The sequence below is a fragment of the Loktanella sp. D2R18 genome (assembly GCF_003318235.1).
GTDB lineage: Bacteria > Pseudomonadota > Alphaproteobacteria > Rhodobacterales > Rhodobacteraceae > Yoonia.
The window spans coordinates 69799-95395 of sequence record NZ_QOCG01000030.1 but is presented as its reverse complement, the minus strand read 5'-3'; the positions used below and the strand labels follow the sequence as shown (position 1 = coordinate 95395).

Sequence of the window (25597 nt, the reverse complement as noted above, 5' to 3'; positions counted from 1 at the left end):
AAAGGCGATTCTATGTGGTTCCTCCGAGGTTTATTGATTTGCGCGCTGATTGCATTGGTTGCTTGCGCGGTTGTATTGCCCGAAGGGGGCGACAAGACGCGTGTGATGGATGGGCTTGGGAAGCTGATCTTCGGAGCCTTTGCCGCGCTCGCACTTGGCTATATGTGGCAGTTGCGCAAATGGTTCCGGCGCGGCACGCCAACAGAACCAACACCGCGCGCACGCGTCGGTAAACCGATTGTCGTTGATGGGTCAAATGTGATGCATTGGGGCGGCGATCCGTCACTGGTAGTGCTGAAACGAGTGATTGGGGCGCTCAAAAACCGAGGGTATGAACCTATCGTCTATTTTGACGCAAACGTGGGCTATAAACTGTCGAAAAAACACGTGAACGATCACGCTATGGCTGCGGAATTGGGGCTACCCAAAGATGATGTCACGCTCGTGCCCAGCGGCACACCCGCCGATCCAATCTTGCTCAAACACGCAGTCGAGGATGACATGCGGGTCGTCACAAACGACCGCTTCCTCGACTGGAAACAAGATTTCCCCAAGATCGGCGACAAAGGCTTTCTGGTCAAAGGCCGCTGGCAGCAGGGCAGCGTGATCTTGCTGGGGCTGGGGCGTTAGGCACCTAATGCATTGTCTCTATCGATCACATCCGATCCCGTCGCCGTCGCGATCAAGCCCATAAATATCTCTGCCTATGACACGCACGGGGCCACGTACATAGGCGGGTCCATTTCCATTGCCTCCGGCGCAATCAACATCGCTCGCTATAGGGACGCAAGCTCCGGTGTAATTTGGGTCGCATTCCTGCGCTGAAGCTGAGGCGGGGATAATCGCATACAGAAGCGCAATTGCATATATGGGGCGTTTTAAATTCACTTGTTAACCTTTCATTAATAAAGGTTAACGTGAGCTCGCTCTTAAGGGGGAGTCAATAGCATTACTATCGTTTCCCTCCATAACCGGATTTCCCACCACGCTGCCCGGGGCGCCCGCCTGTGCTGCGCCCAGATGCGGCTTGCGCGTCGTCGACGGCCTTATCCACCGCTTGTTGCCGCGCCAGCGGGTCGTCGGCGATGGTCAGTTCAACCGTTTCAAGGCGCTTGACCTCATCGCGTAGGCGGGCGGCCTCTTCGAATTCGAGGTTCTCGGCGGCTTTGCGCATATCCGCGCGCAGCCCATCCAGCACGGCCTCTAGGTTGCCACCATGCGCGGGGTTGTCGACCTTGGCCGTGACCCTGTTCATGTCCACATCACCTTTATAAAGCCCGGCAAGAATGTCCTCGACGTTCTTTTTTACCGTGGTTGGCGTGATCCCATGTTCAACATTATAGGCCATCTGCTTGGCGCGGCGACGTTCGGTTTCATCCATCGCGCGCTTCATCGATCCGGTGATTTTATCCGCGTACATGATCACGCGCCCTTCGGCGTTACGCGCGGCGCGGCCGATGGTTTGCACAAGGCTGGTTTCTGATCGCAGAAACCCTTCCTTATCCGCGTCCAAAATCGCGACGAGCCCACATTCAGGGATGTCCAATCCTTCGCGCAAAAGGTTAATGCCGATCAGGACATCAAACGCCCCCAAACGCAGGTCGCGCAGGATCTCGATCCGTTCAATCGTATCAATATCCGAATGCATATAGCGCACGCGAATGCCTTGTTCGTGCATATATTCGGTCAGGTCTTCGGCCATGCGTTTGGTGAGCGTGGTGCACAGCGTACGGAAGCCAGCGCCAGATACTTTGCGGACCTCGTCCAGCAGGTCATCAACCTGCATCTCAACAGGTCGAATTTCGATTACTGGGTCGATGAGCCCCGTTGGCCGGATGATCTGTTCGGTAAACACGCCGCCCGTCTGTTCCATTTCCCAAGCGGCGGGGGTGGCCGAAACAAACACCGATTGCGGGCGCATGGCGTCCCATTCTTCGAACTTAAGCGGGCGGTTATCCATGCAAGACGGCAGCCGGAACCCATGTTCGGCCAAGACGGATTTACGTCGAAAGTCACCCTTATACATGCCACCAATTTGCGGCACAGAAACGTGGCTTTCATCGGCGAAAACAATCGCATTGTCGGGGATGAATTCGAACAATGTGGGCGGTGGTTCGCCGGGCGCGCGGCCGGTCAGGTAGCGCGAATAGTTTTCGATTCCGTTGCAAACGCCGGTGGCCTCGAGCATTTCAAGATCAAAGTTGCAGCGCTGTTCCAACCGCTGCGCTTCGAGCAGCTTTCCGTTGGCGGTGAGCCGATCAAGCTGTAAACGCAGTTCCTTTTTGATCCCGATAATTGCCTGCTGCATCGTCGGTTTGGGCGTCACATAGTGGCTGTTGGCATAGATACGGACCTGATCAAGCGTGTCTGTTTTCGTGCCCGTCAGCGGGTCAAAGGCGGTGATACTTTCCAGTTCTTCGCCAAAAAACGATAGCTTCCACGCGCAATCGTCTAGGTGGGCGGGCCAGATTTCAAGACTGTCACCGCGCACCCGGAATGTGCCGCGCTGAAATGCTGCGTCATTGCGGCGATACTGCTGTGCAATCAAATCGGCGATGATCTGGCGCTGGTCGTACATGTTACCAACATGAATATCTTGGGTCATCGCCCCATAGGTTTCGACGGATCCGATGCCGTAAATACACGACACGGAGGCCACGATGATCACATCATCGCGTTCCAAAAGTGCGCGCGTGGCTGAGTGGCGCATCCGGTCGATCTGTTCGTTGATCTGGCTTTCTTTTTCGATGAATGTATCGGACCGGGCGACATAGGCCTCGGGTTGGTAATAGTCGTAGTAGCTGACGAAATATTCGACCGCATTGTCCGGGAAAAAGCCTTTGAATTCGCCATAGAGCTGTGCAGCGAGCGTCTTGTTCGGGGCCAGAATGATGGCGGGCCGCTGCGTTTCTTCGATCAGCTTTGCCATCGTAAAGGTCTTGCCGGTGCCGGTTGCGCCCAGCAGGACCTGATCACGTTCGCCGTCTAAGATGCCTTGCGATAGCTCTTTGATTGCGGTGGGCTGATCGCCGGCAGGTTCAAATTCCGTATGTAGTACAAAGCGTTGACCGCCTTCCAGCTTTTCGCGGGTTTTCACATCGGGTGCTGGGTTGGCCAAAAACACGGCTGGCTGTGGTTCGGATGCTTGCGTGGTCACGGTTTTATCACCTCGGTTTTACTCATCATAAGTCGATCTTTTTGACACTGTTTTCAACCCTGATCGATAAAATGTTTACGTTTTGTACACTTATTTGGCGTGGTGATTTCGGGCGCGAAGGCGTGACGCAGTTGAGATTACGACCAGCCCCCCGTTGCATTTACGTGCGAACGTGCAATTAGCCCCGTCAAAGGCGGAAATTCTCGTGCAACGATCTTGCCAAGGTCGACCAGTTTCGGGATAAGTGCCACGCAAGGAGTTTCACAATGCGCGCACGTATTTTTCGACCAGCCAAAACCGCAATGTCTTCGGGCACAGCCAAGACTAAGTCGTGGGTGCTTGAACATGTCGCCGAAAGCGCGCGCGAGGTTGATCCGCTGATGGGCTGGACGTCATCGTCTGATACGCAAGCACAAGTGCGTCTGACATTTGATACGAAAGAAGCCGCGCTTGCCTATGCACAAGAGCATGGGATTGATGCTGTCGTACAGGACCCCAAGCCGCGTAAGATGAATATCCGCGCAAGCGGCTACGCCGAGAATTTCGCGACGAACCGTCGCGGTGCTTGGACGCATTAGGCACGCTTTTGCACACCCGCGCTTTCCTTCGCCCCTGCATCACAGATTTCTGACGCCCCGGAGCCTTCTCGCATGACGATTACTCAACTTATCACCCATTCCGGTGGTTTTCACGCGGATGAATTGCTGTCGTCGGTCGTCTTATCCCGACTGTTCCCCGACGCGCAGATCGTGCGTAGCCGGGACAAGCAGATGCTGACGCCCGCCGCCAATAAAATTATCTATGACGTTGGTGGCGATTATGATCCTGACCGTCAAATCTTCGACCATCACCAACGTCCCAATCCCCTGCGCGAAGATGACCAGCCCTATAGCTCTTTTGGTCTGATTTGGGCGCACTATGGGCACGCGTATCTGGCGACGTTCAATGTTCCGACCGATGATATCGCCGAAGTACATGCCGCATTCGATAGCAAATTTGTGCTACCAATTGACCTGTTGGACAATGGTGCCATGGAACCTTCGGTTGCAGGACCTTTATCGATACTGACGCTGCCGTCATTGCTGGGAAGCCTGAAACCCGTCTTTGACGATCCGTCGCCAACGGCTGACGATGATGCATTTATCGCCGCGCTCCCCGTCGCGGGCGCATTTGTCGAAGCGACAATTCGTAACCTCGCTGCCAAGGCGCGGGCCCGGGCGCTGGTCACTGCAGCGATCGAAACTGCGGGGACCTCGCCGATCTTGGAACTGCCGATGGGGATGCCCTACCGGTCAGCATTGGATGCGGCTGGCGCTGACCATATGTTGTTCGTTGTGACACCGCGCGGCGGCGACTGGACGCTTGGTGGGATCAAGCTGTCGAACGACACGTTTGACCAACGCGCTGATCTGCCTGCTGCATGGGCGGGGTTGACGGATAAGGCGCTTGAGGATGCGAGCGGCGTTCCGGGCGCAAAATTTTGCCATAACGGCCGCTTTATTGCTGTCGCGTCCTCGCGCGATGCGATTTTGGCGATGGCGCAAATCGCGGTTGACGAAGCAAAATAGCAGTCTTCGCCTGTGCCGGTTATTGACCGATATCCTTGCCGTTACCACGTTGACAAAGCTAGGGGAATTGACCGATACAACGCTCTTAAGTGCGGGCCGTTAGCTCAGCTGGATTAGAGCAGGGAACTTCTAATTCTCAGGTCGGGGGTTCGAGTCCTCCACGGCTCGCCATATCTATAATAACCATTTGCTTTATAACGATTTTATAGGATTTTTTGGCAAAAATTCAGTCACTTTGCCATTTCTCTGTTCACTGGGCGTTCCTGATACGGCTGCGCGACGATCCATCGACTTAGTGTAGTGTTCTATTTCTTTCAGAGATTCGTGACCTGTCCACGCGCCAATCTGGTGTGGTGTCGCGCCAGCATGTGCCAGTCGGGTAGCGCGGTATTTCCGCAATCCATGGGCGCTTTTGGGTATCCCGGCGTCGTGGGCCGCTTTCCTAACAACGCCGCCGATTGATTTTGCCGATCTTGATATGCTGTGCTCTGTTGCTAGAAACGTCAGGTGCTTGCTAGATCTCGCATCAAGTGTGCGATGCATTGAGGCCCGGTCTGTCTCCATTTCGTCGGCATAGGTTGGTAGGTCGCAGAACCAAGGACAGTAAGCCATGCCTCCTGTTTTTTGCTGCTCGTAGGCGATAACGCCGTCAGCGCCGATATGCTGAGGCCCAAGCAAGACGGCATCGCTTATCCTTGCGCCCGTCCATTGCAGAACCTCCATAATTAGCCGTTGGCGTGATCCAATGGCCCAATGATTACGGAATTTATTCACATCGTCAGATGTCCATGCTGGATGCCCCTTTGTTGGCGCTCTGCGGGGTAAGCTGAGGCTTTCGGCTGGATTGTTCTCAATAAAGCCGTTGCGGATCGCCCACTTTGCGGCCCACCGCCACACCTTGCGCCTGTGGCTGGGTGCGCTTGAGCTGTCTACGTCTTGTTGGATGTGCCTGCGCTCAAGTCCGTGTATGGGGGCTGCGCCGTAGTTTGTGCGTATATCGTCAGCGTGACGACGGATCATTGCCCTATAACCTGGGCTTATCGTGTGCATGTCTTCGCTCGCAATCACCGCGGTAAACACTGCACCAATGCTTCCAGCCTTGAACGCGCCGCCTAGCCGTTTGGGTGTTTCGCGAGCGTCTGTGTAGGCCCTTAGAAATTCTGGGTCGCTTGTTGGTAGATCGGGCAGGCGGATATCGGGTCCATCTGTTCGACGAACGTAGAGATATGTCTTGCCGCCTGCGGACCTAACTTTCTTGATGCCCTTTAATCTCACGACCGTAGGGCCCTTTTGTTGAATACATCGTCGCACGTTATTGTCTCCGGTTTGGTGAGTGTCACGCTGGCAGCGCTGTCAGCTGCAACAATTTCCACAACCCCGCCTGCATGAACTATGACGCGGCCTACTTCTATGCCTGCCGCACGGACGCCTGATACAGCCCGTTCAATTGACTTAACTGTGGTGCGTGACGCTATCATCTAATTCTTTCCTTGCTGTCGGCGCATGCGTCGGATGCAGCGGTTCATGATGCGTTGGCGTTCGGCCACGAGTTCATCGAGACTTTGTTTGCGACGGTTGATCCGCCCATGAAGTTGGGCCAGGCGGCGCAGTTCGATCATGTTTGCAAAATGCAGCCATGCTGCGCGTAGGCCGAACGGTTCATCGGCTTCTTGGCTGTTGTGGCCTATGGTGGGCGGCGTTTGTGTAGCGAGGGGCGCTGTACAAGGATCAAGTTGTTGCATCGTCATTTGTCCTCTGTGGCGCTGGCCGCGAGCATTGTGAGCAGATCCGTTGCAAGCTGACGTTCTGCGTGGTCGCGGCTGTGCGTTAGGATTGTTTTACAGGCGCGTCGGATGCGGGCGTCTGAGTGAACTTCGATGTCGGCTAGAATGCTGCGCGCCCAGCCCAAGCGCGTGTCTGCCTGCGTTGTGTGCGTGGTGCGGGCAGGGCGGTGTGCAGCATTCATATTAGGCCGCAGCTTTCGTCATACGGCTGACGGCCTTGACCCACTGGCGTCCCGCTTCGGCGATGGTTGCGCCTGATGCGCTGACACCAATCAACGATAGCTGCACTTCGAGCGGCCCCCACTGCATCGTCGGTTCGATCAGCGTTCCGCCGTGCGTGACTACGGCTTTGCGAATTTCTATTTCCGCGTCACGGGCATCAAGGTTGTCGATGCCGTCAGCTAACCCCCCAACATTCCCCATCCTTCCCCATCCCGCGACGGCCTCCCGCTTCGCGCCCATTGCCATGCGCACCCCCCACATCTTGAATTGGAGTTTTTACAATGTCATCATCGGTGATTGGTAGCCTGCGGGTGAACCTTGGCTTGGACAGCGCGCAGTTTGAGCGCGGTGCCAAGCGTATGGATGCGCCGCTGCGGCAGATGCGCAGACAGTTCATGGCGATCTCTGCGGGAGCGTGGCTAATGCGGCCACTGGTGGCGTCAGCTCTGCTTTGGGTGGCTCTGGCGGGCTGCTGTCTGGGTTAATGGGCAGCATGGGCGGGTCCGGCGGTATTTTGGGCGCGTTTACCGGGGGCAGTGGATTGGCTGCTGGCTTTAGCGGGCTTGCGGGCGGGAGCGGCTTGCTGGGTGGGCTTGGCAACACATTAGCCGGCACGTTTGGGGCAGGCGGCGGCATTGGCGGCTTGTTCAGCAGCATTGGTGGCGGTGCTGGTCTGATGTCGAGCATTGGTGCCGCGCTGCCCGTCATCGGGATCGCTGCGGCTGCGGTGTCATTCTTCAAGACCAAAACCACATTGCTGGATAGCGGCATCCGCGCGACGATCAACATGGAAGACGCCATGTATGAGAGCTTTGAAAAGATCCAGAAAAGCAAATTCTGGGGCCTCTCCAAAAAGACCAGCTATAAATACAGCGCACTGTCAGCGGCTGAGAGTGATCCGATCAATCAGGCGGTGCTGTCGGTACAAGAGGGCGTGGTTGCAGCCACCGCAGCGCTCGGCATTTCTAGCGATGTGTTTGACGGGTTTACCCATAAGTTCAAGGTCTCGCTCAAAGGCTTGGATGATGCTGCCAAAGAGGCCGCGTTCACGGAGGCGCTGGAGGGGCTTGGTGATGAAATGGCCGCCATCGTGCTGGGCTGGAATACCCAAGACGAAGCGGAAGCAGTCGGCACCTCACTGATCGATCAGATCCGCGACGGTGTGTTGGCCCCAGACCTGCAGCCCAGTGATGGCGTGATGACAGTGCTGTCGCTCATCGCAGCGGCATGTGGCGCGGTTGCGCGTGTACTGATGCAGCCAAAGACAGAGGCTCAAGCATGAGCGCCCGCAGCGAGGCTGCCGGCGGCATCGCCGGATCCGCAGCAGCACTGGCGCTGGCCATAAACTTTATCGGCGGCTGGGAGGGGAGTGAAACCACGGCCTATTTGCGACGTGACCTCGCTGCCCTTCAACTTCAGCTCTCCGCATGCGGCGGGCGGCTACAAACAGTTCTTGATGATAAGGGGTCTGACCATGCCGTTGACCAAATGCCTGATACCGATCTTATCGTTGTGCCTGATCACTGGCTGCGCCCCTGAACCGGTTCTGGTGCCAGACGGTGCTGCAGACTTCTGCGACATCGAAGAGCCGCGGCGGTTCACGCAAGAAGAGCTCGATTGGCGGGCAGCCAACGCGCCCTGGAACCTGCGCAGGGATTTTAAGACAAATATCAGCTGGGATCGGGAATGTGAGAGGGGAGGATGATGGGGCTGTTCAGCTTTATGGGAGGAATGAGACATTCGCTGTGCCATTCCCATTCTATCTGGATGTAAACGCTTTACGAATCTCTCCTGGCGATCTGATCAGCAGTATGCCCATTGCTGCCCATCAACGCATGAGGCTTTGGATGCGAAATATTCATTTGTCATTCGTTTTCCCACCATTTCTTGAAGGTGTCTTTCAGGCCCCAGTCTTTAGCCAACCGCTTCAACAGTGCTTTTCTGCGCCCTTCGATATCCTCTGGCTTCCAAGAACCGAATTCACGGACCTCATTGGTCAGAGTGAATGGACTTGTGTCACCAGCAGCAAAATATTTCGTCTTCTTCTTGCCGAAATCGTAATTTCTGGCAGCCGAGTTTTTCCGAAAATTTAAAAGAACAAGGTTGCCAATGGTATGCAGCCAAATGCTGTGATCTTCACCGTCAGCATACCACTCTGCCCACTGGGAGCCCTCTTCCAAGGTTTGTGGACAAACATGTTCCACTGAAATGGTCGGAAAATCGTAATTTGCAGATCCATCATGAGATGCCTGCTCGAGCCGCAATAGTAGGGGTTTGACGACCCGTGTAACCAAGTAAACATTCCCATCAAGCGCATCAAATAGCGCAAACACTTCATCTTGGGTCAATTCCAGCGCTGTTGAACGCTCCTTTGCGCCTGCCCGGAGCTTGCGATCAACTTGCGGTTCCAGCTTGTCGAGTACATCTGCATAGCGGCTCATACGGGCATTCACGTCAGCGCGAACCATGAACAGGTAATATGCCAGCCGCTCAAGCTCGAAGACAAAGTCTGCAACGTCGTCTTTGGTGTCGGTACTGCTCTGCTGAAGGCAAAGAAGAAGTGGCGGGAGCCAATCCTTGTTGTCCAAGCGCTCGAGAGAGCGCACAAGATCAGCGGTTTTGTGGCCAAAACGGCTCCTTAGTTCAGCATCGTCCATAGACAGCAAGAATGAGTCCGCGAACGGTTCGAGAACCGTATCCATAAATTTCATCGGATTATCGCGAAAAATCGGGACTTGTTCGGGGAATCCGTTTTCGAGCGCTGACCGTGGCTCGTCCCGCTCAAAAATCATCCGAATATGCGTGAACAGATCACTGAACTTACCGCGTTCAAGGCTGACTTCGACGTCTTCCCATCGTTGAGAAAGGTTGTCTTCCTTGTCCTCGCCAGCACGTTCCAGAAGGTCAGCCTTCAAGATATCTGTGGCAGACAAGTCCATGCCGCGCGCGTTTAGGACCGTGAAAATTCGGCGAGCCGCCGTTTGCGTTGGCACCTCAACCACAACCAGATAACAACTCTGCAGAAGGAATTTCAAAAGCGCACTGCGCGTCTCTTCCCCCATATTTTCCAGCTTGCGGCGGATGGTCCCTGCGTTCTGAATGATACGGGCCTTGGCACCCGACAACCCGTCTATCGTCGGAAGGTTGTCAGTTGCGCCGCCAGCCTGAACATGTTTCTCAAAATAGGCCTGATCCTTCTGACGCAATTGAAGTCGAAGCGCTTCGGGGATGCCTTCATCTTCGTTGGCCACCTGCTTGACGTATTTTTCGCGGTTGGCTTGCTTTATAGCGTCTTCGGTCAGGTCGCGGATCACGCTGAACAGGATCGTCAGCGTAGTCAAACGCTGCTGTCCGTCCACAACGCGCGAGTCCGGGCTGCCGTGCTTTTTTACCAGAACAATGCTGCCTAGAAAATAAAACCCATCTGACTTTGAGGTCGGTGCCATGGCATCAGTCAGGTCGGCCAACAACTCTTCGACCTGCGTCGTTTCCCATGCGTAGGGGCGCTGGTAGGCGGGGATCGTAAAGGCATAGTCCTTGGAAAAAAAACGTCCGAAATCTTCTTGTGGGCAGCTTCAATCCGAAGCTGTGAGGCGTCGTTCATGTCTTTTCCTCTGAATTGGTAAAACGCGTTTCGCGTTTGTGGTATGATTGTTTCTTGGATTCATGGTGGAGCGCGCGCTTTTCCCAACCGCGCGAAATAATTGAATGTAGAAGAACGGCGACGAAAGCGCCAAGATCAAAATGAGTATGACAAATGCGACGGGAGTAAAATTCTGTACTTGCTCCATGACCTCATAGAAACATTCTCGCTTTGATTATGCAACTAGAGATAGTTGACGGATGCGCTCGTATTCTTTCAGTTCGCCCCCATTGGTCTTTTGTAGCGAACGTCTCCTTAAGCGGGATGCACATCAGCATCTATAAGGTTGGGGCAAGGTCGGCTTAGGGCCGTTTTGCGGATCAGCGAAATCAGTGTGCGCAACCGAGATACATCTCGCCGAAGCGTCGAAGCGCAGCTTCTGCCAGGACTTCGTTAACTCTTGGGTCTATATGAAGCCCATGTTCCGCGACATCCACAATTGCTGGGTCGAAATCGGCGTTATCCTCGTGAGTTTGAATGGAAAGAAAGGAATTTCGGAAATAGGCCCACAGTTCAAACGGCAAATCGACATCCACGTCGTCACCGTAACCGCTGTCAGGCCAATCGACTAACTTCTTAGGCTTACCCAATGTATCTAGAAGCATCATTGCACAAGTGTGCGCCGCCAAATCTGCTAATTGGATGCCAAGGACTTGTTTGGAGTCTTGTTCGAAGTGAATGGAGCAATTTAGTGGAACGCTCTTCATGTTAGCGATGTCTTGACCTGCCGCTGCTGAACTAAATAGCCCTTCGTCGAAGAAAACCGTCCGTTCTTCTTCGTAAACCTCCTCAGATATCTTGCCGAGAAAACTCTACTTTTGAACACCACTAATTTTAGGAGGGATTACCGTAGCAAGTCGGATTTCGGTCTAACTAAGGCGGTTTCTGGGTGTCCGCGCGCAGGTTCTGGAATGCCTATTCGGAAATAAATTATTGTATTTAAACGATTTTTAATTTTTCAAGACGGTCTTTAGATATCCGGCGTCACGAAACTGCGCTGATTCTTTCGCAGAGAATGTAAACATTGCGGTTCTAGTTCTAGATTAGCCCCCGGTGATCGCGCGGATGTATAGAAAACATTAAATATTTTGCCCCATTGATATCTGTAAGAATTTTGATGCCCATCAAATATGACGTTACGGCAGCCGGGCACGGCGGAACACCTTAATTTATGACCTTTTGCTTCTGGCTAGGGCATTGTTCGGACAGGGATTTGCCGCGAAACGGTGGCGTGGCGTTGAAAAATAAGGGCATGGTTGCGGTGGGTTGCACCGCTTGTCCGGCATGAGCGCCTTGACATTGTTGGATAAACTGTTCCAATGAAACGCAAGTTTCCATGACCTAGTACTTTGTTTCTCTTTACCCGCTGAAGCCTAGGACTCCCTATGGAAGAAACCCGCATCATCGATTCTGCAGAGGTCTATGAAGACCAAGGGCAAGCTTTGCCTGTTGGTACTGATTTGCTTGGCGGCAAGTTTAAAATCGACCGGCAGATTGGCAGTGGCGGGTTCGGCATTACCTATTTGGTCCGCGATATCTATCTGGAACGTGGCGTCGTCATTAAGGAATGCTTTCCAGACGCGGTGAGTTTCCGTTTTGGGAACCAGGTTCGTGTGAACTCCCCTCGTTTTGCGGAGCATTATCAAAAGAGCGTAAAAATGTTCATGCGCGAGGCGCGCAGCATCGCAAAGCTACGCCATCCCAATATTGTCAGCGTGCACCAAGTGTTTGAGGAAAATGAAACCGCCTATATGGTGCTTGACCTGATCCATGGGCGCGACTTGATGGATATCATTGATGACGATGATGACAGCGCGCTGCTAAGCCCCGATCAAGTGCGCGAAATCGTTGTGAAAATGCTGGATGCAATGGATCTTGTACACCGTAACGATCTGCTACACCGTGATATTTCGCCCGATAATATCTTGCTCGATAAATGGGGCAGCCCTACGTTGATCGACTTTGGGGCTGCTCGTGAAGATGCAAGCAAGACATCGACCAAAGCGTCGACAATGCTCGTGGTTAAAGACGGATATTCACCGCATGAGTTTTACATCGCGGGTGGCAAGCAGGGGCCGTCCAGCGACCTGTATGCACTGGGTGCCACGATGTATCATCTGATTTCTGGTGAATCTCCGCCCAATAGCCAGACCCGCGTCGCCGCGTTGACCAATAACGACCCCGATCCGTGCGATCCACTTGCCGGGCGGTTTCCGCAATACGATCGAGCCTTTCTTGAGGCCATCGATAAAGCCATGCAGGTCGCGCCAAAGGACCGCGTGCAATCGGCGTCGGAATGGCTCAAGCTAATTGAACGTGACGACAGTAAGGTCAAATTCGTCAAAATCCCCGAAGCCCGCAGTCTTAGCAAGACCTTGACCGAACTGATCGCGGAAACCAACAAGCACGTTTATAGTGCGCCTAAAAAGAGCCGTGAAAAGCCTGTGCTGCCCGGCACAACCCCAGTGAAAAAAGTTTCACGTCCAGAGTGGATTGAAGAATTCAATCGCGAAAGCCGCGAAGCCGATGAACTCCAGCGCGAAGAAGAGGCGCGCGCAGCCGCAGAGGCCGCGCGCATGGCGGAAGAGGCGCGTTTGGCCGAAGAAGCGCGGGTTGCACAAGAGGCCGCACAAGAGGCGATGCGTGTGCAAGAAGCAGAGGCGCAAACACTAAAGGCTGTCGCCCAAGAAGGCAGCGCAACGCGCGGTGTTCTGGATTGGGTGCCGCGGGGAAAGCGCCACTAGCGCTGCGTTAGCAATTCTGACTTCACGGCTGGTCGGGCGCACGCGGTATGGTTTTATATTTATTTACAAATAGTTCACAGAATTTGCACAAAACTGTGTGTCAGTTCTCATACGTGACCCTTGCTGATAAAGGGCTACTGCGCCCTTTAAGAATAGGGAAGCAAAGAATGAAAACGACATCCGTAATGATCGCTGGTGCGATGACCGCTGCGATGGCAGGCCCGGTCGCGGCCCAAACTGAAATCGAATGGTGGCACGCTATGGGCGGCAGCCTGGGCGAAACCGTGAACAAGATCGCGACAGAGTTCAACGCGAGCCAAAGCGACTATGTCATCACACCTGTCTTCAAGGGCAGCTACGAAGAAACGTTGACTGCTGGTATCGCCGCGTTCCGCGCGGGTGAACAGCCAAACATCTTGCAGGTGTTTGACGCGGGCGCCGCAACCGTGATCGGCGCGCAAGGTGCGACGATCCCAGTCCAAGACCTGCTGGTTGATAATGGCATTGCGTTCGACATCGAGGACTACATCTCTGGCGTTCGTTATTTCTATGCTGACAGCGATGGCAAAATGATCGGCATGCCGTTCAATTCATCTTCGCCCATCATGTATTTCAACGTTGACGCGCTCGAAGCTGCTGGCGTGACTGCACCTGTAACTTGGGAAGAATTCCAAGACGTGACAGCGCCTGCACTGGTCGAAGCCGGCTACGTGCCGATGTCGCAATCACACATGCCTTGGATTTTCACTGAGAACTTCTTTTCGCGTCACAACCTGCCGTTTGCATCTGCAAACAACGGCTACGATTCCGCTGACGTGACAATCAACATGGACGCCCCAGAAATTCGCGATCACTTTGAAGCTTTCAAAGGTTGGATCGACAACGGTTATGCGGGCTTCTACGGCGCAAGCTGGGACGACAACGCGACACCATTCCAACAAGGCGAAGTCGGCCTGTGGCTCGGGTCTTCGGGGTCGTTTGGTGGCTTGCAAAAGACTGCTGAATTCGAATTCTCAGCAACTTACCTGCCATATTGGGAAGCGATCACAACAGAGCCAACACAAACCTTTATCGGTGGTGCGGCCCTATTCGCGATGTCTGGTCAGCCTGAAGAAGAAAACAAAGCAACCGCTGAATTCTTCCGCTTCCTGACATCACCAGAAGTACAATACATGTGGCACCAGGAAACTGGCTATGTGCCGATCACTGAAGCGGCTTACGAAGTTGCAAAAGCTGATGGTCACTATGACCGCTTCCCAGCTGCCGAAGTTGGTATTCAGCAACTGTCATTGCCAGCAGGCGAATGGACACGCGGCTATCGCATGGGCTTCTACGTTCAAATCCGTGACGTAATGAACCGTGAATACACACGGTATCTGACTGGTGAAACATCACTGGATGATGCGTTCACAGCGATCAAGGAAGAATCCGACGTATTGCTGTCACGTTTTGCACAAACGCAAAACTAAGCAAATCAGATAACCGTCGGCGGTCGCAGTGATGCGGCCGCTATTTGCATTCTCGCATATCAGGAATTCGACATGAAGCGCGCGGCGTTCTCGCAGCCTTTGATGCCCGTGGCACTGTTGTTGCCACAGTTGATCATCATCGCTGTTTTCTTCTACTGGCCTGCAGGGGAGGCGATCTATTCATCGTTTTTCTTGCAGGACCCCTTTGGTTTTGGGTCAAATTACGTCGGTGCGGACAATTACACCCGTCTGGCAAAATCGTCTGAATACGCCAAGGTCGCGGGTTTCACGTTGTTCTTTACGGTCCTTGTAACGTTTCTGTCGCTTGGCATTGCATTGTTGCTGGCGGTGAAGGCCGACAAGGTCATTCGCGGCGCCAAGACCTATCGCACGTTGTTAATGTGGGTCTACGCCGTCGCGCCGCCTGTTGCTGGTTTTCTGGGCGCGTTGTTGTTTGACCAGAACATCGGACCGATTACCGATCTGTTCGCCTATTTCGGCTATAACCTGCAAATCGGCCTGAATTATAACGACACCGCATTTGCGATGATTGTCGTTTCGGTTTGGAAACAAATCCCGGTGAACTTTATCTTTTTGCTCTCGGGACTTCAGTCGATTCCGGTAGCCGTGCGTGAAGCTGCGCTGATTGACAACAAATCAGGCACGCGGCGGTTTTGGGACATTACGTTTCCATTGCTTGCGCCGACTGCATTTTTCTTGTTGATCATCAATATCACCTATGCACTTTTTGATACCTTTGGCGTGATCGACATCATGGTCAAAGGGAACCCCGCGTCCAATCCAATTACCCTTGTTTACAAGGTCTATACAGACGGTTTTCGGGGCAGCGATCTTGGCGGATCATCGGCCCAATCGGTCGTTCTAATGGTCCTTGTTTTGGCGCTTACGGTGATGCAGTTCCGTATGCTTGAACGCCGCATTCATTATACTTGAGGGGCTGAAATGACCAAAATCACACACAATAAGAAGCCCATCCGCGTCAGTGATCTGGCCGATCATGCGATCTTGATCGCGGGCGCACTGCTGATGCTGTTCCCCGTCTATCTGGCGTTTACCACGACGAGCCATGACAACATCACCTTGGCGCGCGAAGGGCTGCAATTTGGCTTTGGCGATCAGATGGGCGCGAATTTTTACGCAGCGATGTTTGAAAAGGGCGGGTTTAGCGAACAGATCGACGGGACGTCGATGTTACTGAATTCACTGATCCTGGGGATTGGGTTTGCATTTGGCAAGATCGTGCTTTCGATGGCTGCTGCCTACGCGATTGTCTATTTCCGGCTGCGGTTCGCAACGTTCGCATTTTGGGTGATCTTCACAACGATCCTGCTGCCGCTTGAGGTCCGCATTCTGCCGTCTTACGAGGTCGTCACAGGGCTTGGCATGGCAAACACCTATACTGGGTTGATCGTGCCGCTTTTGGCCTCTGCAACGGGTACTTTCTTTTTCCGGCAGTTCTTTTTGTCGGTCCCCGAAGAACTGGTCGAAGCAGCCCGCATCGATGGGGCAGGGCCGGGCAAGTTTTTTATCGACATCCTTGTGCCGCTTTCGCGCACGATGATTGCGGCGATCTTTATCATCATGTTTGTTTACGGGTGGAACCAATACCTGTGGCCGACCCTGATCACGACTGATGAAAGCCTGTTTACCCTGGTGCGCGGGATCAAGCAGATCACCCAATCCATCTACGAAGGCAATGATATCCCCGAATACGGTCAGGCATGGGCGCTTGCGATTATTGCAATGTTGCCGCCCGTGTTGATCGTGATTTTTTTCCAAAGCTGGTTCGTTAAGGGCCTCGTCGAATCCGAGAAGTAGGAAGACCAAGATGGCAACCGTAAGCGTTACCGATATTTCGAAAACATACCCAAATGGCGCGCAGGCTGTGCACCCTGCCAGCTTTGATATCGCCGATGGCGAATTGATCGTGCTTGTCGGCCCGTCGGGTTGCGGCAAATCAACTTTGCTGCGCATGGTCGCAGGGTTAGAGGACATCACAACCGGTGATCTGCGCATTGGCGATAGGGTGGTGAATAACCTTGATCCGGCAGAGCGCGACATCGCGATGGTGTTCCAAAACTACGCGCTTTATCCGCATATGAGCGTGGCCAAAAACATGGCGTATGGGTTGAAAAACCGTGGGGCCACCAAGGATCAAATCGCGGCGAAGGTGGATGAAGCGGCGAAGATGCTTAGCTTGACACCCTTGCTTGACCGCCGTCCAAGCCAACTGTCGGGCGGCCAACGCCAACGTGTCGCAATGGGTCGGGCGATCGTACGTGATCCGGCGTTGTTCTTGTTTGACGAACCTTTGTCGAACCTTGACGCCAAGCTGCGCCATCAAATGCGTGTTGAAATTCGCAATTTGCAACGTCGTTTGAACGTGACGGCCATGTATGTGACACATGATCAGGTCGAAGCTATGACAATGGCGGACCGCATCTTTGTGCTGAATGCCGGAAAAATCGAACAGATCGGCACGCCGTCCGAAATTTACCGAACCCCGGCATCGACGTTTGTTGCGTCCTTCATGGGGGCGCCCCCGATGAACCTTGTGTCAGCAAAGGGGGTGGGCAGGCAGGTGTTGATCGGCGACAGCGCAATCTCGCATCCTTGTGCTGACGGCGACGTGACATTGGGCATTCGCCCCGAACAAGTCACGCTGTCTGATACCGGTACGATCCCGTTTAAGTTGACGTTAGTTGAAGAACTGGGTGCGAGCCGTCTTTTGCACGGTAAAATCGCGGGGCAAGATTTTGTGGTGAATACGCCAAATGATGATGCGGCGCTGGCGGATGATCTGCTACTTGATTTCGGACTCGATGCTTTGCACTTGTTCGATGCGCTGACTGGGCAGCGCCTATGACAAAAATGCTGCCCAATCTCACCCGCGTCACGGCTGAAGAGCGCGTGCAAATTCTAAGTGCACCCTCCACGCCCGAAGCACATCGCGCATTGATGGGCGCGATCCCCGCGATGAACCAGATCGAAGTAGGCGGTCAAGCCGCGGACCAGATCATCGGCCCCGTGACGGTCGCTGCGTGGAACGTTGAGCGTTGCCTGTTTCCGGAACCAACCGCTGAACATTTACGGCCATTTGCGCCACAGGTCATTCTGATTTCCGAAGCGGATAACGGCATGGCGCGGACAGAGCAGCGCAACACGATGGCCGACATGGCCGGACATTTGGGGATGGTCTATGCTTACGGTGTCGAGTTTCACGAACTCGATCTTGGGGGTGCCACCGAACGCGCCTATTGCACGGATGATTTCAACGCCGATGGCTGGCATGGCAATGGCATTATGTCATCGGCTTCGTTCGAGCGCCTGAAACTGATCCGGCTTGACGATCATGGGCATTGGTTTGCACCAGACAAAAACGCTGCTGATCCGGGCCAGCCACGGCTTGGCGGGCGGATGGCGATTGCTGCTGTGATTAAAGTTGATGGTGAAGACATCTGTTTTGTCTCAACGCATCTTGAAAGCAACGCCACCCCCGCGCACCGCGATATGCAGATGATCCGGCTCTTGGACGCGATTGATGATTTTGCACTGGGGCTTCCTGTGGTGATCGGCGGGGATCTGAACACGGGCAATCACATTCCGCCCGATTTTGATTGGCGCGCAGAAACCTTGTTCGCGACAGCGCGGGCGCGTGGCTATCATTGGGACGCAAACGCTGACGGGTTCACGACCCGTCCCAGCCTGATCACCCCGCACCCTGAACGAACGATGAAGCTTGATTGGTTCTGTTGCCGGGGTGTCACCGGTTATGATGCGCAAATCCTATCGAGCCTTGATACAAATGGGCGGCCGCTGTCAGATCACGACGCGGTGCTTGCCTCTTTTCAGCTGACCGCCCCCGTTTCATGAAATATTAAAGGCTCATGCAATAGAACTTTTCCCCGGTGTGGTGGTCTAACTGGCCGTAATTAAGGGGAAAATTTATGAGAATTTTATTCGTTTTGGGCGCATGCTGTGTGACCTTCTTTGCTGGGGCAGGTATTGCGGATACGCGCGATGACCTGATCGCAATTCCGCAGGTACAGGCGGCCTGCACGCCTTATGGCGTTGCAAATGCTGCCTATGATGGGCAGGGCCGGATTGTGGTGACGTGCAATGAAGATGCGACCGCTTTCGTGCCTGCGCTGGGTGGGCTTGGTCCAGTGCTGAGCCTCGTTGCCTCTATGGTGGTCGCGGGGAATACGACGCCGCATACGCACTAGCAGGGGGCGTAGCCCATGTTGATCAGCTGGGTACCGGACAATCGGTAATATCCCGTGATCCGGTGTCGCGCCGTTTCCAAGAACCATTCGCGCAGCGGGACACGGTATTGTGCGGCCATTACCTGTGACCAATGTTCAAATTCATCTGGTGGCAAGGGGCGCCCGTGGCGGCTGGGGCCATGAAACCCAAACACGGTGTCGGCGCTGATGCAAAGATTGTCGGCCCCCAGATACAAAGTACAGGATGAATAACAAATACGGCCGCGCAGTTCGATACGGGTGCGGTCGGCATTGGCCTGCGCAACCGCCAGCAGACGTTCCCCAATTGCGCCCCCGCGATCATTTTGGATGATCAAAGCCGCGCGGTCTTGTGCCTGAACGGACCCGCCGCCAATCACCAAGACGACAATCGCGGTCTTTATGAATTGAACGGCATGCAAGAATTTGGGCATTGGGGCTCCATGGCTTGGGGCGACCATTAGAATTAAACGCATAAAGGTTAAGGACTGATTGCGCCCTCTAGAGCCCAATATGCGGGGTGGTTAACAGAAAAGACCTGTATTTCGCCTCGCCCCAAACAAAACACACAGTTTTTGCGGCTGGCATTAAACAATGCTTAACTATGAACCCGCAGGTTTACTCTCGAAGCGGTTGCAAAACTGCACTTGGTAAATGGTGAGCCGCGATGTTCGATTTTCACAATGACACAGCCTTTGTTGCAAGGGCTGATCGGCCTAATAGAGCCGCTATTCCCCGCACAAAATTCATCTTCGACCGCACGGGTGCGTTGCTGCTTTTGGGGCCGCTTGCCGTTTGCGCGGGGGTCCTTTTATTGCTGAACCCATTTCTTAACGCGGGGCCACTTTTTTTTGTGCAAGAACGCATGGGGCAGGGCTGTAAACCTTTTACGATGATTAAGTTCCGGACAATGCGCGTGGCGGATCAGACACGCGGCGCTTTTGACCCGCTCGATACGGATCGCGTGACGCCCTTGGGGCGGTTTCTAAGGTCTTCCCGCATTGATGAGCTGCCGCAGATCATCAATGTTTTGCGCGCTGAGATGAGCCTGATCGGGCCGCGCCCTGACTGTTATGATCATGCGCGGGTCTATATAAATGTGATCCCTGGCTATGCGGCACGCCAAGCTGTGTTGCCAGGGATCAGCGGCTACGCACAAACCGAATTGGGCTATATCGACGATGCAGATGCGATGCGCCGCCGTGTCGCGGCAGATCTGTACTATCTGGATCATGCGAGCTTTGGCTTTGATCTGCGCATTGCTTGGCGCACCTTGGCGGTGGTCGCGGCACGACGCGGGGCGTAGCGCCGTTATGGCACGCAACGTGCGGTGGGCGCACGGCTTGGTAAGGTTCCCTGTCTAGGCATGGTTGGGTCTTATTAACCGGAGCATTCCATGTCTGACCCATTTGATTCTGATTACGTCAACCTGACATCGCCTGCGGTGTCACATTTCCCAATCTCCCCGGATGACGCGGCTGACCTGCCAGTGCGCCCCCGCGCGATTTTTGTGAACGCGGGCGGTACGGCGGTACTGCAGGACAAAGACGGCGTGGTCGTTAGCTATGATCTGACAGCGGGCGCGGTGCTGAGCATCCGGCCCCTGCGGGTACTGGCCACGGGCACAACCGCCCAGTTGATCGCGTGGTACTGACTTGATCGGTCTTGAACTTTCGCCCGCTTCTACCGCATCCGCACCTTCACAGCCCCTGGCGGGGTTATTTGCACGCGGAGAGGGGGCGCATGTGGCACTTGCACAGGCGCCCGCAGGCGGGCTGACAATCTGGACCGAGGTCGGCCTAGGTGTCGCCGCCGCGATGCGATTGGATGCAACCGATCCGGGCAACCGTTATTCATGGCGTGAAACGTTACTGACAGAGCTGCACAATATCTACCCGATTGGCGATCTTGTACTGACCGGATCATGGTCGCAGTTGCAATCCTCTGGTTCAGGCTTGCAGGGAAGCTACACAGGCAATCGCGCGATCAGTACTTCGTCGCAGACATCTACAGCATCGGTGACGGTAGACCGTGCGGCCCCCTATGATCTTTGGGTCTATTTCACCGGGCGCACAGGCGGCGGTTATTGTCGCGTGGACATTGACGGAGAACAAAGCTTAGTCAATGAAATTGTTGACCCGGCAGGGCTGGGGTTTAAAGCGTTCTCGACTTACACGGCCGTCGATTTGGACCGCAGGCAGGCAGTCAAAGTCGCCAGCGGCTTGACCGGTAGCCATGTGGTGAGCCTTTCCAATGGCGGTGCAGCCAGCCCCGGCGGCGATAACTTGATGATCGAGGCCGTTGGGATCACAGGCAGCTTAGACGATCCGCGTGTTTTACCGCCTTCTTGGATGGCATCAACGGCCTATACAATGGGCGATGAAGTCCAGCACGGCGGGGTTTTTTATACGGTGCGCGCGACGGGGACCAGCGGCATTACCGCACCTTCGCACTCCGGGGGCATTGCTTCAGATGGGGCGTTGGATTGGCGCGCAGATAATCGCCCGAGCTATCCAAAGTTCGTTGCAATTGATTATGCGTCAGAACGTGAATATGCGGCCGAATTTTCGATCGCGGGTAATACCACTATTTTGGGTGGGCAAACGCACGGCAATGAAAGCCTGATCTCGCGGAGCATCTTGCTTGATGGTGCGGTATGGACACCTGCGCAGGGTACAAACGGACTGTCAGTCGGCACTACTGTCACAATCACTGAAAACACGACATGGCAGCGGGCCGAAGGCGGCGATATCGGTGAATGTCAATTGCTCCGTCGTATCACGCCCGGCGAGGCCCGCCATGATGTCACCGTGATTGGCACGGGGGCCCAAGCAAGTTTCGCGTGGGCCTATGTTGGAATGGCGCCATTTGTACATTGGGACGGTGAAAGCCAAAACCTTGTCTTCGAACAGGTTTTACCAGCCGGGACCACGGCCATTGACCTGCATGTCTACGATGGCGTGAACCCTGCGAATATTGATATCGCGGGTGTTTCGCGGGTTGGGACCACCGGGGAATTGGGCTCAAATTCAGTCTCATATGGCATCGAAGCCGGGTCAACGGCTGTGACGGGCAACGTGCTTAATGGTTTTGACACTATTTTGCGGCCTAATCTGGACGCCAGCACCGCAAGCGGCGGGTTGGATTGGATGGCAAAGACCTATGTAAATGCGGGCTCGTTTTCTTTTGGAACGGGGGATGCCTTGGGCTTTTACAGCCGGCATGTTCTGCGCGTGCCCTAGGGTAGGCCATCGCCATTGGTGAAAGCGGTGGCTTATGCGGTATTTTGTTTTATGGGTTTTGATGGCCACTTGGCCAATCGCCGGACAGGCGCAACACTATAATACTTACGGTATGCCGGGTCTGATCGACATGTCGGTGGCCAGCTCTGCCCCCGATGCAGAGCTGGCTTTTTCCGTTGCGACGTTTGCCAGCCGAACGCGGGGCAGCGCGACATTTCAGCTGTCTGATCGGATGTCAGTCAGCTTACGGTATGCCCAGTTAAGGAACCTGCATGATGCCGATGGCCGCCCCTACGATCAGATTTTTGACCGCAGTTTTGGGCTGCATTATCGACTGTTTGACGAAACGACGCACCGGCCTGCAGTTGCGATTGGGGTGAATGATTTTGTCGGCACGGGGATCTATGCGGGTGAATATATTGTGGCAACCAAAGCACTCTCGCCTCAGATCAGCGGCACGCTTGGGCTCGGCTGGGGACGGTTGGCAAGCCACGGCGGTTTTCCCCATCCGCTTGGGGGTGCGCTGGGCGATCGCCCTGATGCCCCAATCGGAGAGGGTGGGGCTGTCACCACCGCTGCGCTGTTTCATGGTGATACAGCGGTGTTTGGTGGGCTAACATACCAGCCGCATGATGATGTGAAGGTCATTCTTGAATATTCATCTGATGGGTATAGGGCTGAAAATGGCAGCGCGTTCGACCATCAAAGCCCATGGAACCTTGGGCTGATCTATTGGCCGCGCCCTGATCTTCAGCTATCGGCGCAATATCTTTACGGCAACGAATTTGGCCTTAGCGCGAGTTATGGATACAATCTAAAATCAGCACCTGTTACCCGCCCGCCTTCGGTGCAACATACGGGGCCCTTTGACTGGCAAATTAAACCCTATATTGCACCAAGCCTGTTTGACCCTGATGCGCCGCTGCGCGCCGATTTTGGTCTCGCGTTGACAGGGGAATGGCGGATTGCTCCGAGTGTCACTGCGGGTGGGGAATTGCGCCAACATATTGCGGGCAACTTGCATAGAATAACCCGGGAATCCGATAGTGTGCTGCCACATGTCCGCAGTGATTTTGCCAAATACAGCCGTGAGGGTGATCTGGACCTAAATAGCCTAACGCTTGCTTGGTATGAACAGCCGTATCCGAACGTCGCCACGCGATTGACGCTCGGTTTGCTTGAAGAAATGTATGCGGGCGCATCTGCTGAGGCACTTTGGCAACCGCCCGGTAGCGCGGTTGCCTTAGGCGTCGAATTGAATGCGTTGCAACAGCGCGGCTACGAAAGCGATTTTCGGCTGCGCGATTATCAAGTGCTGAGCGGGCACGGATCATTTTACTGGGACGCGGGCGGCGGTTATCATGTGCAGGTGGATGCAGGGCGCTATTTGGCCAAAGACTGGGGCGGAACGCTGACCCTTTCGCGGCGGTTCGAAAATGGCTGGTCTGTGGGCGCATTTGCGACCCTGACGGATATCTCATTTGCAGAATTTGGTGAAGGATCGTTTGACAAGGGGATCATGTTTACCATTCCGCTCGTAGAGGCAGGGGCATTGTCGCAAACCATTCGCCCGGTCACCCGCGATGGCGGTGCGCGTGTGCATGTTGATGGGCGGCTCTATACGTTTGACTGAATTCAGTTGGTGAGCACAATCAACGGCTGTTGTGTCACCGCAATTTGGCGAAGCGCGGTTTGCGCAGTTTCCCAATCGCGGGTGCGCGTTTTGCGGTCTCGCAGAGTGATAACCACGGCGTCGCTTTGTGGGGCGATTATAGCCGCGTCGGGAAACCGACAAATGGGCGCAGCAACAATGATGACATGGTCGTAGAGGCTGCGCGCAGCGTTCAAGAACTGTATGAATGTGGGCCTAGTGAACACGTCCGCCGGGCATTCTGAGGGGGCGTAAGCGCGAATGCGTGTGATCCCTTCTTTATGGTCTGGCGTTGCCATTGGGTCGCCTGATGCAATGATATCCCCGATGGTCGGGGTGTTATTGCACGGGCTTGATTGCGGCATGCTCTCAGCCGCGATTAGCAGCACTGATCGTTCGAGCCGCGCAAGCGATTGCGCCAGAGCATCTGCGGCTTGGGTATGCCCATCGTCGGCCCGGCACGATGTAACCATAATGACCTGCGGGGGGGCGGCTGATTTGCTTGATAGAACGGCTGTGCGCAATTGGTTTGCTGCGTTTTGCGCTGGGCAAGGCAGCGCAGATCCGTCGAATTTGGGGGCAGCAGTCGCGGGCAGATGCGCGACAACAGGCCAATCCGCCTGACCCGCAAGGGTATCGCTTTGGATATGGCGCTGCCTTTGCAAAAGCACATATGCAGTACCCAAAGCCGCCCCCAGCAATGCGGCAATCGCGAGGATATAGGTCTTGCGCGGCGCCACATAGCGCCCCGGTGTGGCCGCAGATAGGACGCGGGCCGTTGGCGTGTCGCTGTCATGGGCAATTTGGACCTGCTGCAATTGCGCTAAAAGCGTTGTATAAAGCACGCGGGTACTTTGTGCTTCGCGGCGCAACTGTTGCAGTTGGATAAGCCCTTCGGATTGTATTGCTAACTCCGCACCTAGCCGATCTTGAAGCGCCTGTAATGCGGCGATTTGCGTGGCATTATCGGGGGAGTTTTGGGCTTCGTTCAGACGCTGATTGGCATCGTTGACCTGATGGCTGAGCCGATCAAAAAGGGTTTCATCCGTCATCTGCCCGGCCGAGAGCATTGCATTGATCGCGGCTTCTTTGGCCTGCAAGTCTTGCTGCAATTGTGAAACACGCTGCGTTAACCGTGCGACAGAGGCATCTGTTTCGGCAACACGGGCGCGCAGCTGATCCGCGAGATATGCTTGGGCGACTGCGTTGGCGATGGTTTGGGATTTGAGCGGGCTTGTTGTCGTGGCGGTTACCGTCAATAGATAGGTGCCGCGTTCTGGTCCTGTCCGCAGCATGTTTGACAGGTTTTCAATCGTCTTGTCGCGCAGATCGCTTTGTGAAATTTCGGGCGCGGGTTGCCCCAAGATCAGCGCGCGGGCACGATCACAGATTCCGTTGACCGACCAGGGGGTGGCGGGCAACAGGTAGCGATTGAACTCGGGATCGCTTTCAAGTTCCAGCGTGTCGATAACCTGTTCAAGAATATGCCGGGACTGCAAAACGGCCGCTTCGGTGTTTAGGCGCGTCGGGCTGATTTCCGAAAATGCGGGATCACTAAGCTGTGGATCCGGTAGTTCGAGTTTAATCGTTGCGGTCGCCGCATAGGAAGGAACTGCGCGCGCAAACGCATAATATCCCGCCAGGACAACGGCGCAGATCACCGTAAAAATAATGATCCATTTTCCGCGCCAAAGGCCAAGCAACAGGCCCGCGACGTCAATCGGCGCAACGGGTTGATAGGCACCTAAGCGAAGATCAGCCCGGCCCGCGACCCTGTCAAAACTACGATTCGTCATGAATGTCAGCGCCTTTTGTCCTGCAACGATAGGCACCAATTGATCACATCAGGGTT

General features: G+C 54.7%; 26 protein-coding genes, 1 tRNA gene and 1 pseudogene. 18 read left to right on the top strand and 10 right to left on the bottom strand.

All coding sequences use genetic code 11. The features are described from left to right. The first annotated feature begins 12 nt into the window (after positions 1-12). Complete coding sequence (locus DS901_RS13925) at positions 13-630, top strand: NYN domain-containing protein (RefSeq protein ID WP_113777542.1); 618 nt, start codon at positions 13-15, stop codon at positions 628-630. A 322-nt stretch (positions 631-952) separates the two neighbouring features. Here the strand turns inward: DS901_RS13925 and uvrB are convergent, their stop codons facing one another. Then, positions 953-3157 carry an excinuclease ABC subunit UvrB gene (gene uvrB, locus DS901_RS13915; RefSeq protein WP_113777540.1) on the bottom strand — a complete coding sequence of 735 codons (2205 nt, stop codon included), beginning with the start codon at positions 3155-3157 and terminating at the stop codon, positions 953-955. A gap of 266 nt (positions 3158-3423) precedes the next feature. Here uvrB and DS901_RS13910 point away from each other — a divergent pair, with 266 nt between their 5' ends. The 3 genes from DS901_RS13910 (at position 3424) to DS901_RS13900 (ending at position 4896) form a co-directional block, all read left to right on the top strand. Then, on the top strand, positions 3424-3735 hold the full coding sequence (locus DS901_RS13910; protein WP_113777539.1) for an ETC complex I subunit: 312 nt from the start codon (positions 3424-3426) through the stop codon (positions 3733-3735). A gap of 72 nt (positions 3736-3807) precedes the next feature. Then, positions 3808-4725: an MYG1 family protein gene (locus DS901_RS13905; protein WP_113777538.1), complete on the top strand. Its 918-nt coding sequence runs from the start codon at positions 3808-3810 to the stop codon at positions 4723-4725. Between the two features lie 93 nt (positions 4726-4818). Then, positions 4819-4896: transfer RNA gene (locus tag DS901_RS13900), tRNA-Arg, on the top strand. Between the two features lie 21 nt (positions 4897-4917). Here the strand turns inward: DS901_RS13900 and DS901_RS13895 are convergent. From DS901_RS13895 to DS901_RS13875, 4 genes are all read right to left on the bottom strand, one after another. After that, entirely contained in the window at positions 4918-6000 is a 1083-nt protein-coding gene (locus DS901_RS13895) for a tyrosine-type recombinase/integrase (RefSeq protein ID WP_113777537.1), read from the bottom strand. Between the two features lie 203 nt (positions 6001-6203). Continuing rightward, positions 6204-6467 carry a hypothetical protein gene (locus DS901_RS13885; RefSeq protein ID WP_147249942.1) on the bottom strand — a complete coding sequence of 88 codons (264 nt, stop codon included), beginning with the start codon at positions 6465-6467 and terminating at the stop codon, positions 6204-6206. 2 nt (positions 6468-6469) lie between these two features. Further along, positions 6470-6691 carry a hypothetical protein gene (locus tag DS901_RS13880; protein WP_113777534.1) on the bottom strand — a complete coding sequence of 74 codons (222 nt, stop codon included), beginning with the start codon at positions 6689-6691 and terminating at the stop codon, positions 6470-6472. A gap of 1 nt (position 6692) precedes the next feature. Then, a complete protein-coding gene (locus DS901_RS13875; RefSeq protein ID WP_147249941.1) occupies positions 6693-6977 on the bottom strand; it encodes a hypothetical protein in 285 nt (94 codons plus the stop codon). Between the two features lie 35 nt (positions 6978-7012). Here DS901_RS13875 and DS901_RS18800 point away from each other — a divergent pair, with 35 nt between their 5' ends. From DS901_RS18800 to DS901_RS13860, 3 genes are read left to right on the top strand one after another with little or no spacing between them, the layout of a single operon-like run. Further along, positions 7013-7216, top strand: a complete 204-nt coding sequence (locus DS901_RS18800; RefSeq protein ID WP_113777532.1) for a hypothetical protein — start codon at positions 7013-7015, stop codon at positions 7214-7216. After that, positions 7147-8013 (top strand): hypothetical protein, encoded by an 867-nt coding sequence (locus DS901_RS13865; RefSeq protein WP_147249940.1) that lies wholly within the window; start codon positions 7147-7149, stop codon positions 8011-8013. The genes DS901_RS18800 and DS901_RS13865 overlap by 70 nt, the downstream gene beginning before the upstream one ends. Beyond that, complete coding sequence (locus DS901_RS13860; RefSeq protein WP_113777530.1) at positions 8010-8270, top strand: hypothetical protein; 261 nt, start codon at positions 8010-8012, stop codon at positions 8268-8270. The genes DS901_RS13865 and DS901_RS13860 overlap by 4 nt, the downstream gene beginning before the upstream one ends. A gap of 326 nt (positions 8271-8596) precedes the next feature. Here DS901_RS13860 and DS901_RS19035 read toward each other — a convergent pair whose 3' ends face one another. The 3 genes and pseudogenes from DS901_RS19035 to DS901_RS13850 form a co-directional block, all read right to left on the bottom strand. After that, a complete protein-coding gene (locus tag DS901_RS19035) occupies positions 8597-9172 on the bottom strand; it encodes an HNH endonuclease family protein (protein ID WP_258546767.1) in 576 nt (191 codons plus the stop codon). A gap of 471 nt (positions 9173-9643) precedes the next feature. After that, a pseudogene (locus DS901_RS19030) lies at positions 9644-10270 on the bottom strand (DUF262 domain-containing protein); the annotation flags it as partial. Between the two features lie 433 nt (positions 10271-10703). After that, on the bottom strand, positions 10704-11081 hold the full coding sequence (locus tag DS901_RS13850) for a hypothetical protein (protein WP_113777529.1): 378 nt from the start codon (positions 11079-11081) through the stop codon (positions 10704-10706). 678 nt (positions 11082-11759) lie between these two features. On the opposite strand from DS901_RS13850, the gene DS901_RS13845 reads away from it, so the two are divergent. The 7 genes from DS901_RS13845 (at position 11760) to DS901_RS13815 (ending at position 18834) form a co-directional block, all read left to right on the top strand. Continuing rightward, positions 11760-13118, top strand: a complete 1359-nt coding sequence (locus DS901_RS13845; RefSeq protein WP_113777528.1) for a serine/threonine protein kinase — start codon at positions 11760-11762, stop codon at positions 13116-13118. A 185-nt stretch (positions 13119-13303) separates the two neighbouring features. After that, positions 13304-14587, top strand: a complete 1284-nt coding sequence (locus DS901_RS13840) for an extracellular solute-binding protein (protein WP_113778032.1) — start codon at positions 13304-13306, stop codon at positions 14585-14587. A gap of 72 nt (positions 14588-14659) precedes the next feature. After that, a complete protein-coding gene (locus tag DS901_RS13835) occupies positions 14660-15541 on the top strand; it encodes an ABC transporter permease subunit (protein ID WP_113777527.1) in 882 nt (293 codons plus the stop codon). Between the two features lie 9 nt (positions 15542-15550). After that, positions 15551-16426 carry a sn-glycerol-3-phosphate ABC transporter permease UgpE gene (ugpE, locus tag DS901_RS13830; RefSeq protein WP_113777526.1) on the top strand — a complete coding sequence of 292 codons (876 nt, stop codon included), beginning with the start codon at positions 15551-15553 and terminating at the stop codon, positions 16424-16426. Between the two features lie 10 nt (positions 16427-16436). Further along, a complete protein-coding gene (gene ugpC / locus DS901_RS13825) occupies positions 16437-17474 on the top strand; it encodes a sn-glycerol-3-phosphate ABC transporter ATP-binding protein UgpC (protein WP_113777525.1) in 1038 nt (345 codons plus the stop codon). Continuing rightward, positions 17471-18481, top strand: coding sequence for an endonuclease/exonuclease/phosphatase family protein (locus DS901_RS13820; protein WP_113777524.1), 1011 nt, complete (start codon positions 17471-17473; stop codon positions 18479-18481). The genes ugpC and DS901_RS13820 overlap by 4 nt, the downstream gene beginning before the upstream one ends. A 74-nt stretch (positions 18482-18555) precedes the next feature. After that, entirely contained in the window at positions 18556-18834 is a 279-nt protein-coding gene (locus DS901_RS13815; RefSeq protein ID WP_147249939.1) for a hypothetical protein, read from the top strand. Here the strand turns inward: DS901_RS13815 and DS901_RS13810 are convergent. After that, positions 18831-19286: a hypothetical protein gene (locus tag DS901_RS13810; RefSeq protein WP_113777522.1), complete on the bottom strand. Its 456-nt coding sequence runs from the start codon at positions 19284-19286 to the stop codon at positions 18831-18833. The genes DS901_RS13815 and DS901_RS13810 overlap by 4 nt on opposite strands. 233 nt (positions 19287-19519) lie before the next feature. Here DS901_RS13810 and DS901_RS13805 point away from each other — a divergent pair, with 233 nt between their 5' ends. The 4 genes from DS901_RS13805 to DS901_RS13790 all read left to right on the top strand — a co-directional run bounded on the left by DS901_RS13805 (position 19520) and on the right by DS901_RS13790 (position 23727). Continuing rightward, positions 19520-20158 carry a sugar transferase gene (locus tag DS901_RS13805; RefSeq protein WP_113777521.1) on the top strand — a complete coding sequence of 213 codons (639 nt, stop codon included), beginning with the start codon at positions 19520-19522 and terminating at the stop codon, positions 20156-20158. Positions 20159-20248: 90 nt separating this feature from the next. Next, complete coding sequence (locus DS901_RS13800; protein ID WP_113777520.1) at positions 20249-20506, top strand: spike base protein, RCAP_Rcc01079 family; 258 nt, start codon at positions 20249-20251, stop codon at positions 20504-20506. 91 nt (positions 20507-20597) lie between these two features. Continuing rightward, complete coding sequence (locus tag DS901_RS13795) at positions 20598-22094, top strand: hypothetical protein (RefSeq protein WP_258546738.1); 1497 nt, start codon at positions 20598-20600, stop codon at positions 22092-22094. A 34-nt stretch (positions 22095-22128) separates the two neighbouring features. Next, entirely contained in the window at positions 22129-23727 is a 1599-nt protein-coding gene (locus DS901_RS13790; RefSeq protein WP_113777518.1) for a YjbH domain-containing protein, read from the top strand. A 2-nt stretch (positions 23728-23729) separates the two neighbouring features. On the opposite strand, the gene DS901_RS13785 is transcribed toward DS901_RS13790, so the two are convergent. Next, positions 23730-25541 (bottom strand): exopolysaccharide transport family protein, encoded by a 1812-nt coding sequence (locus DS901_RS13785; RefSeq protein WP_147249938.1) that lies wholly within the window; start codon positions 25539-25541, stop codon positions 23730-23732. Positions 25542-25597 lie beyond the last annotated feature (56 nt).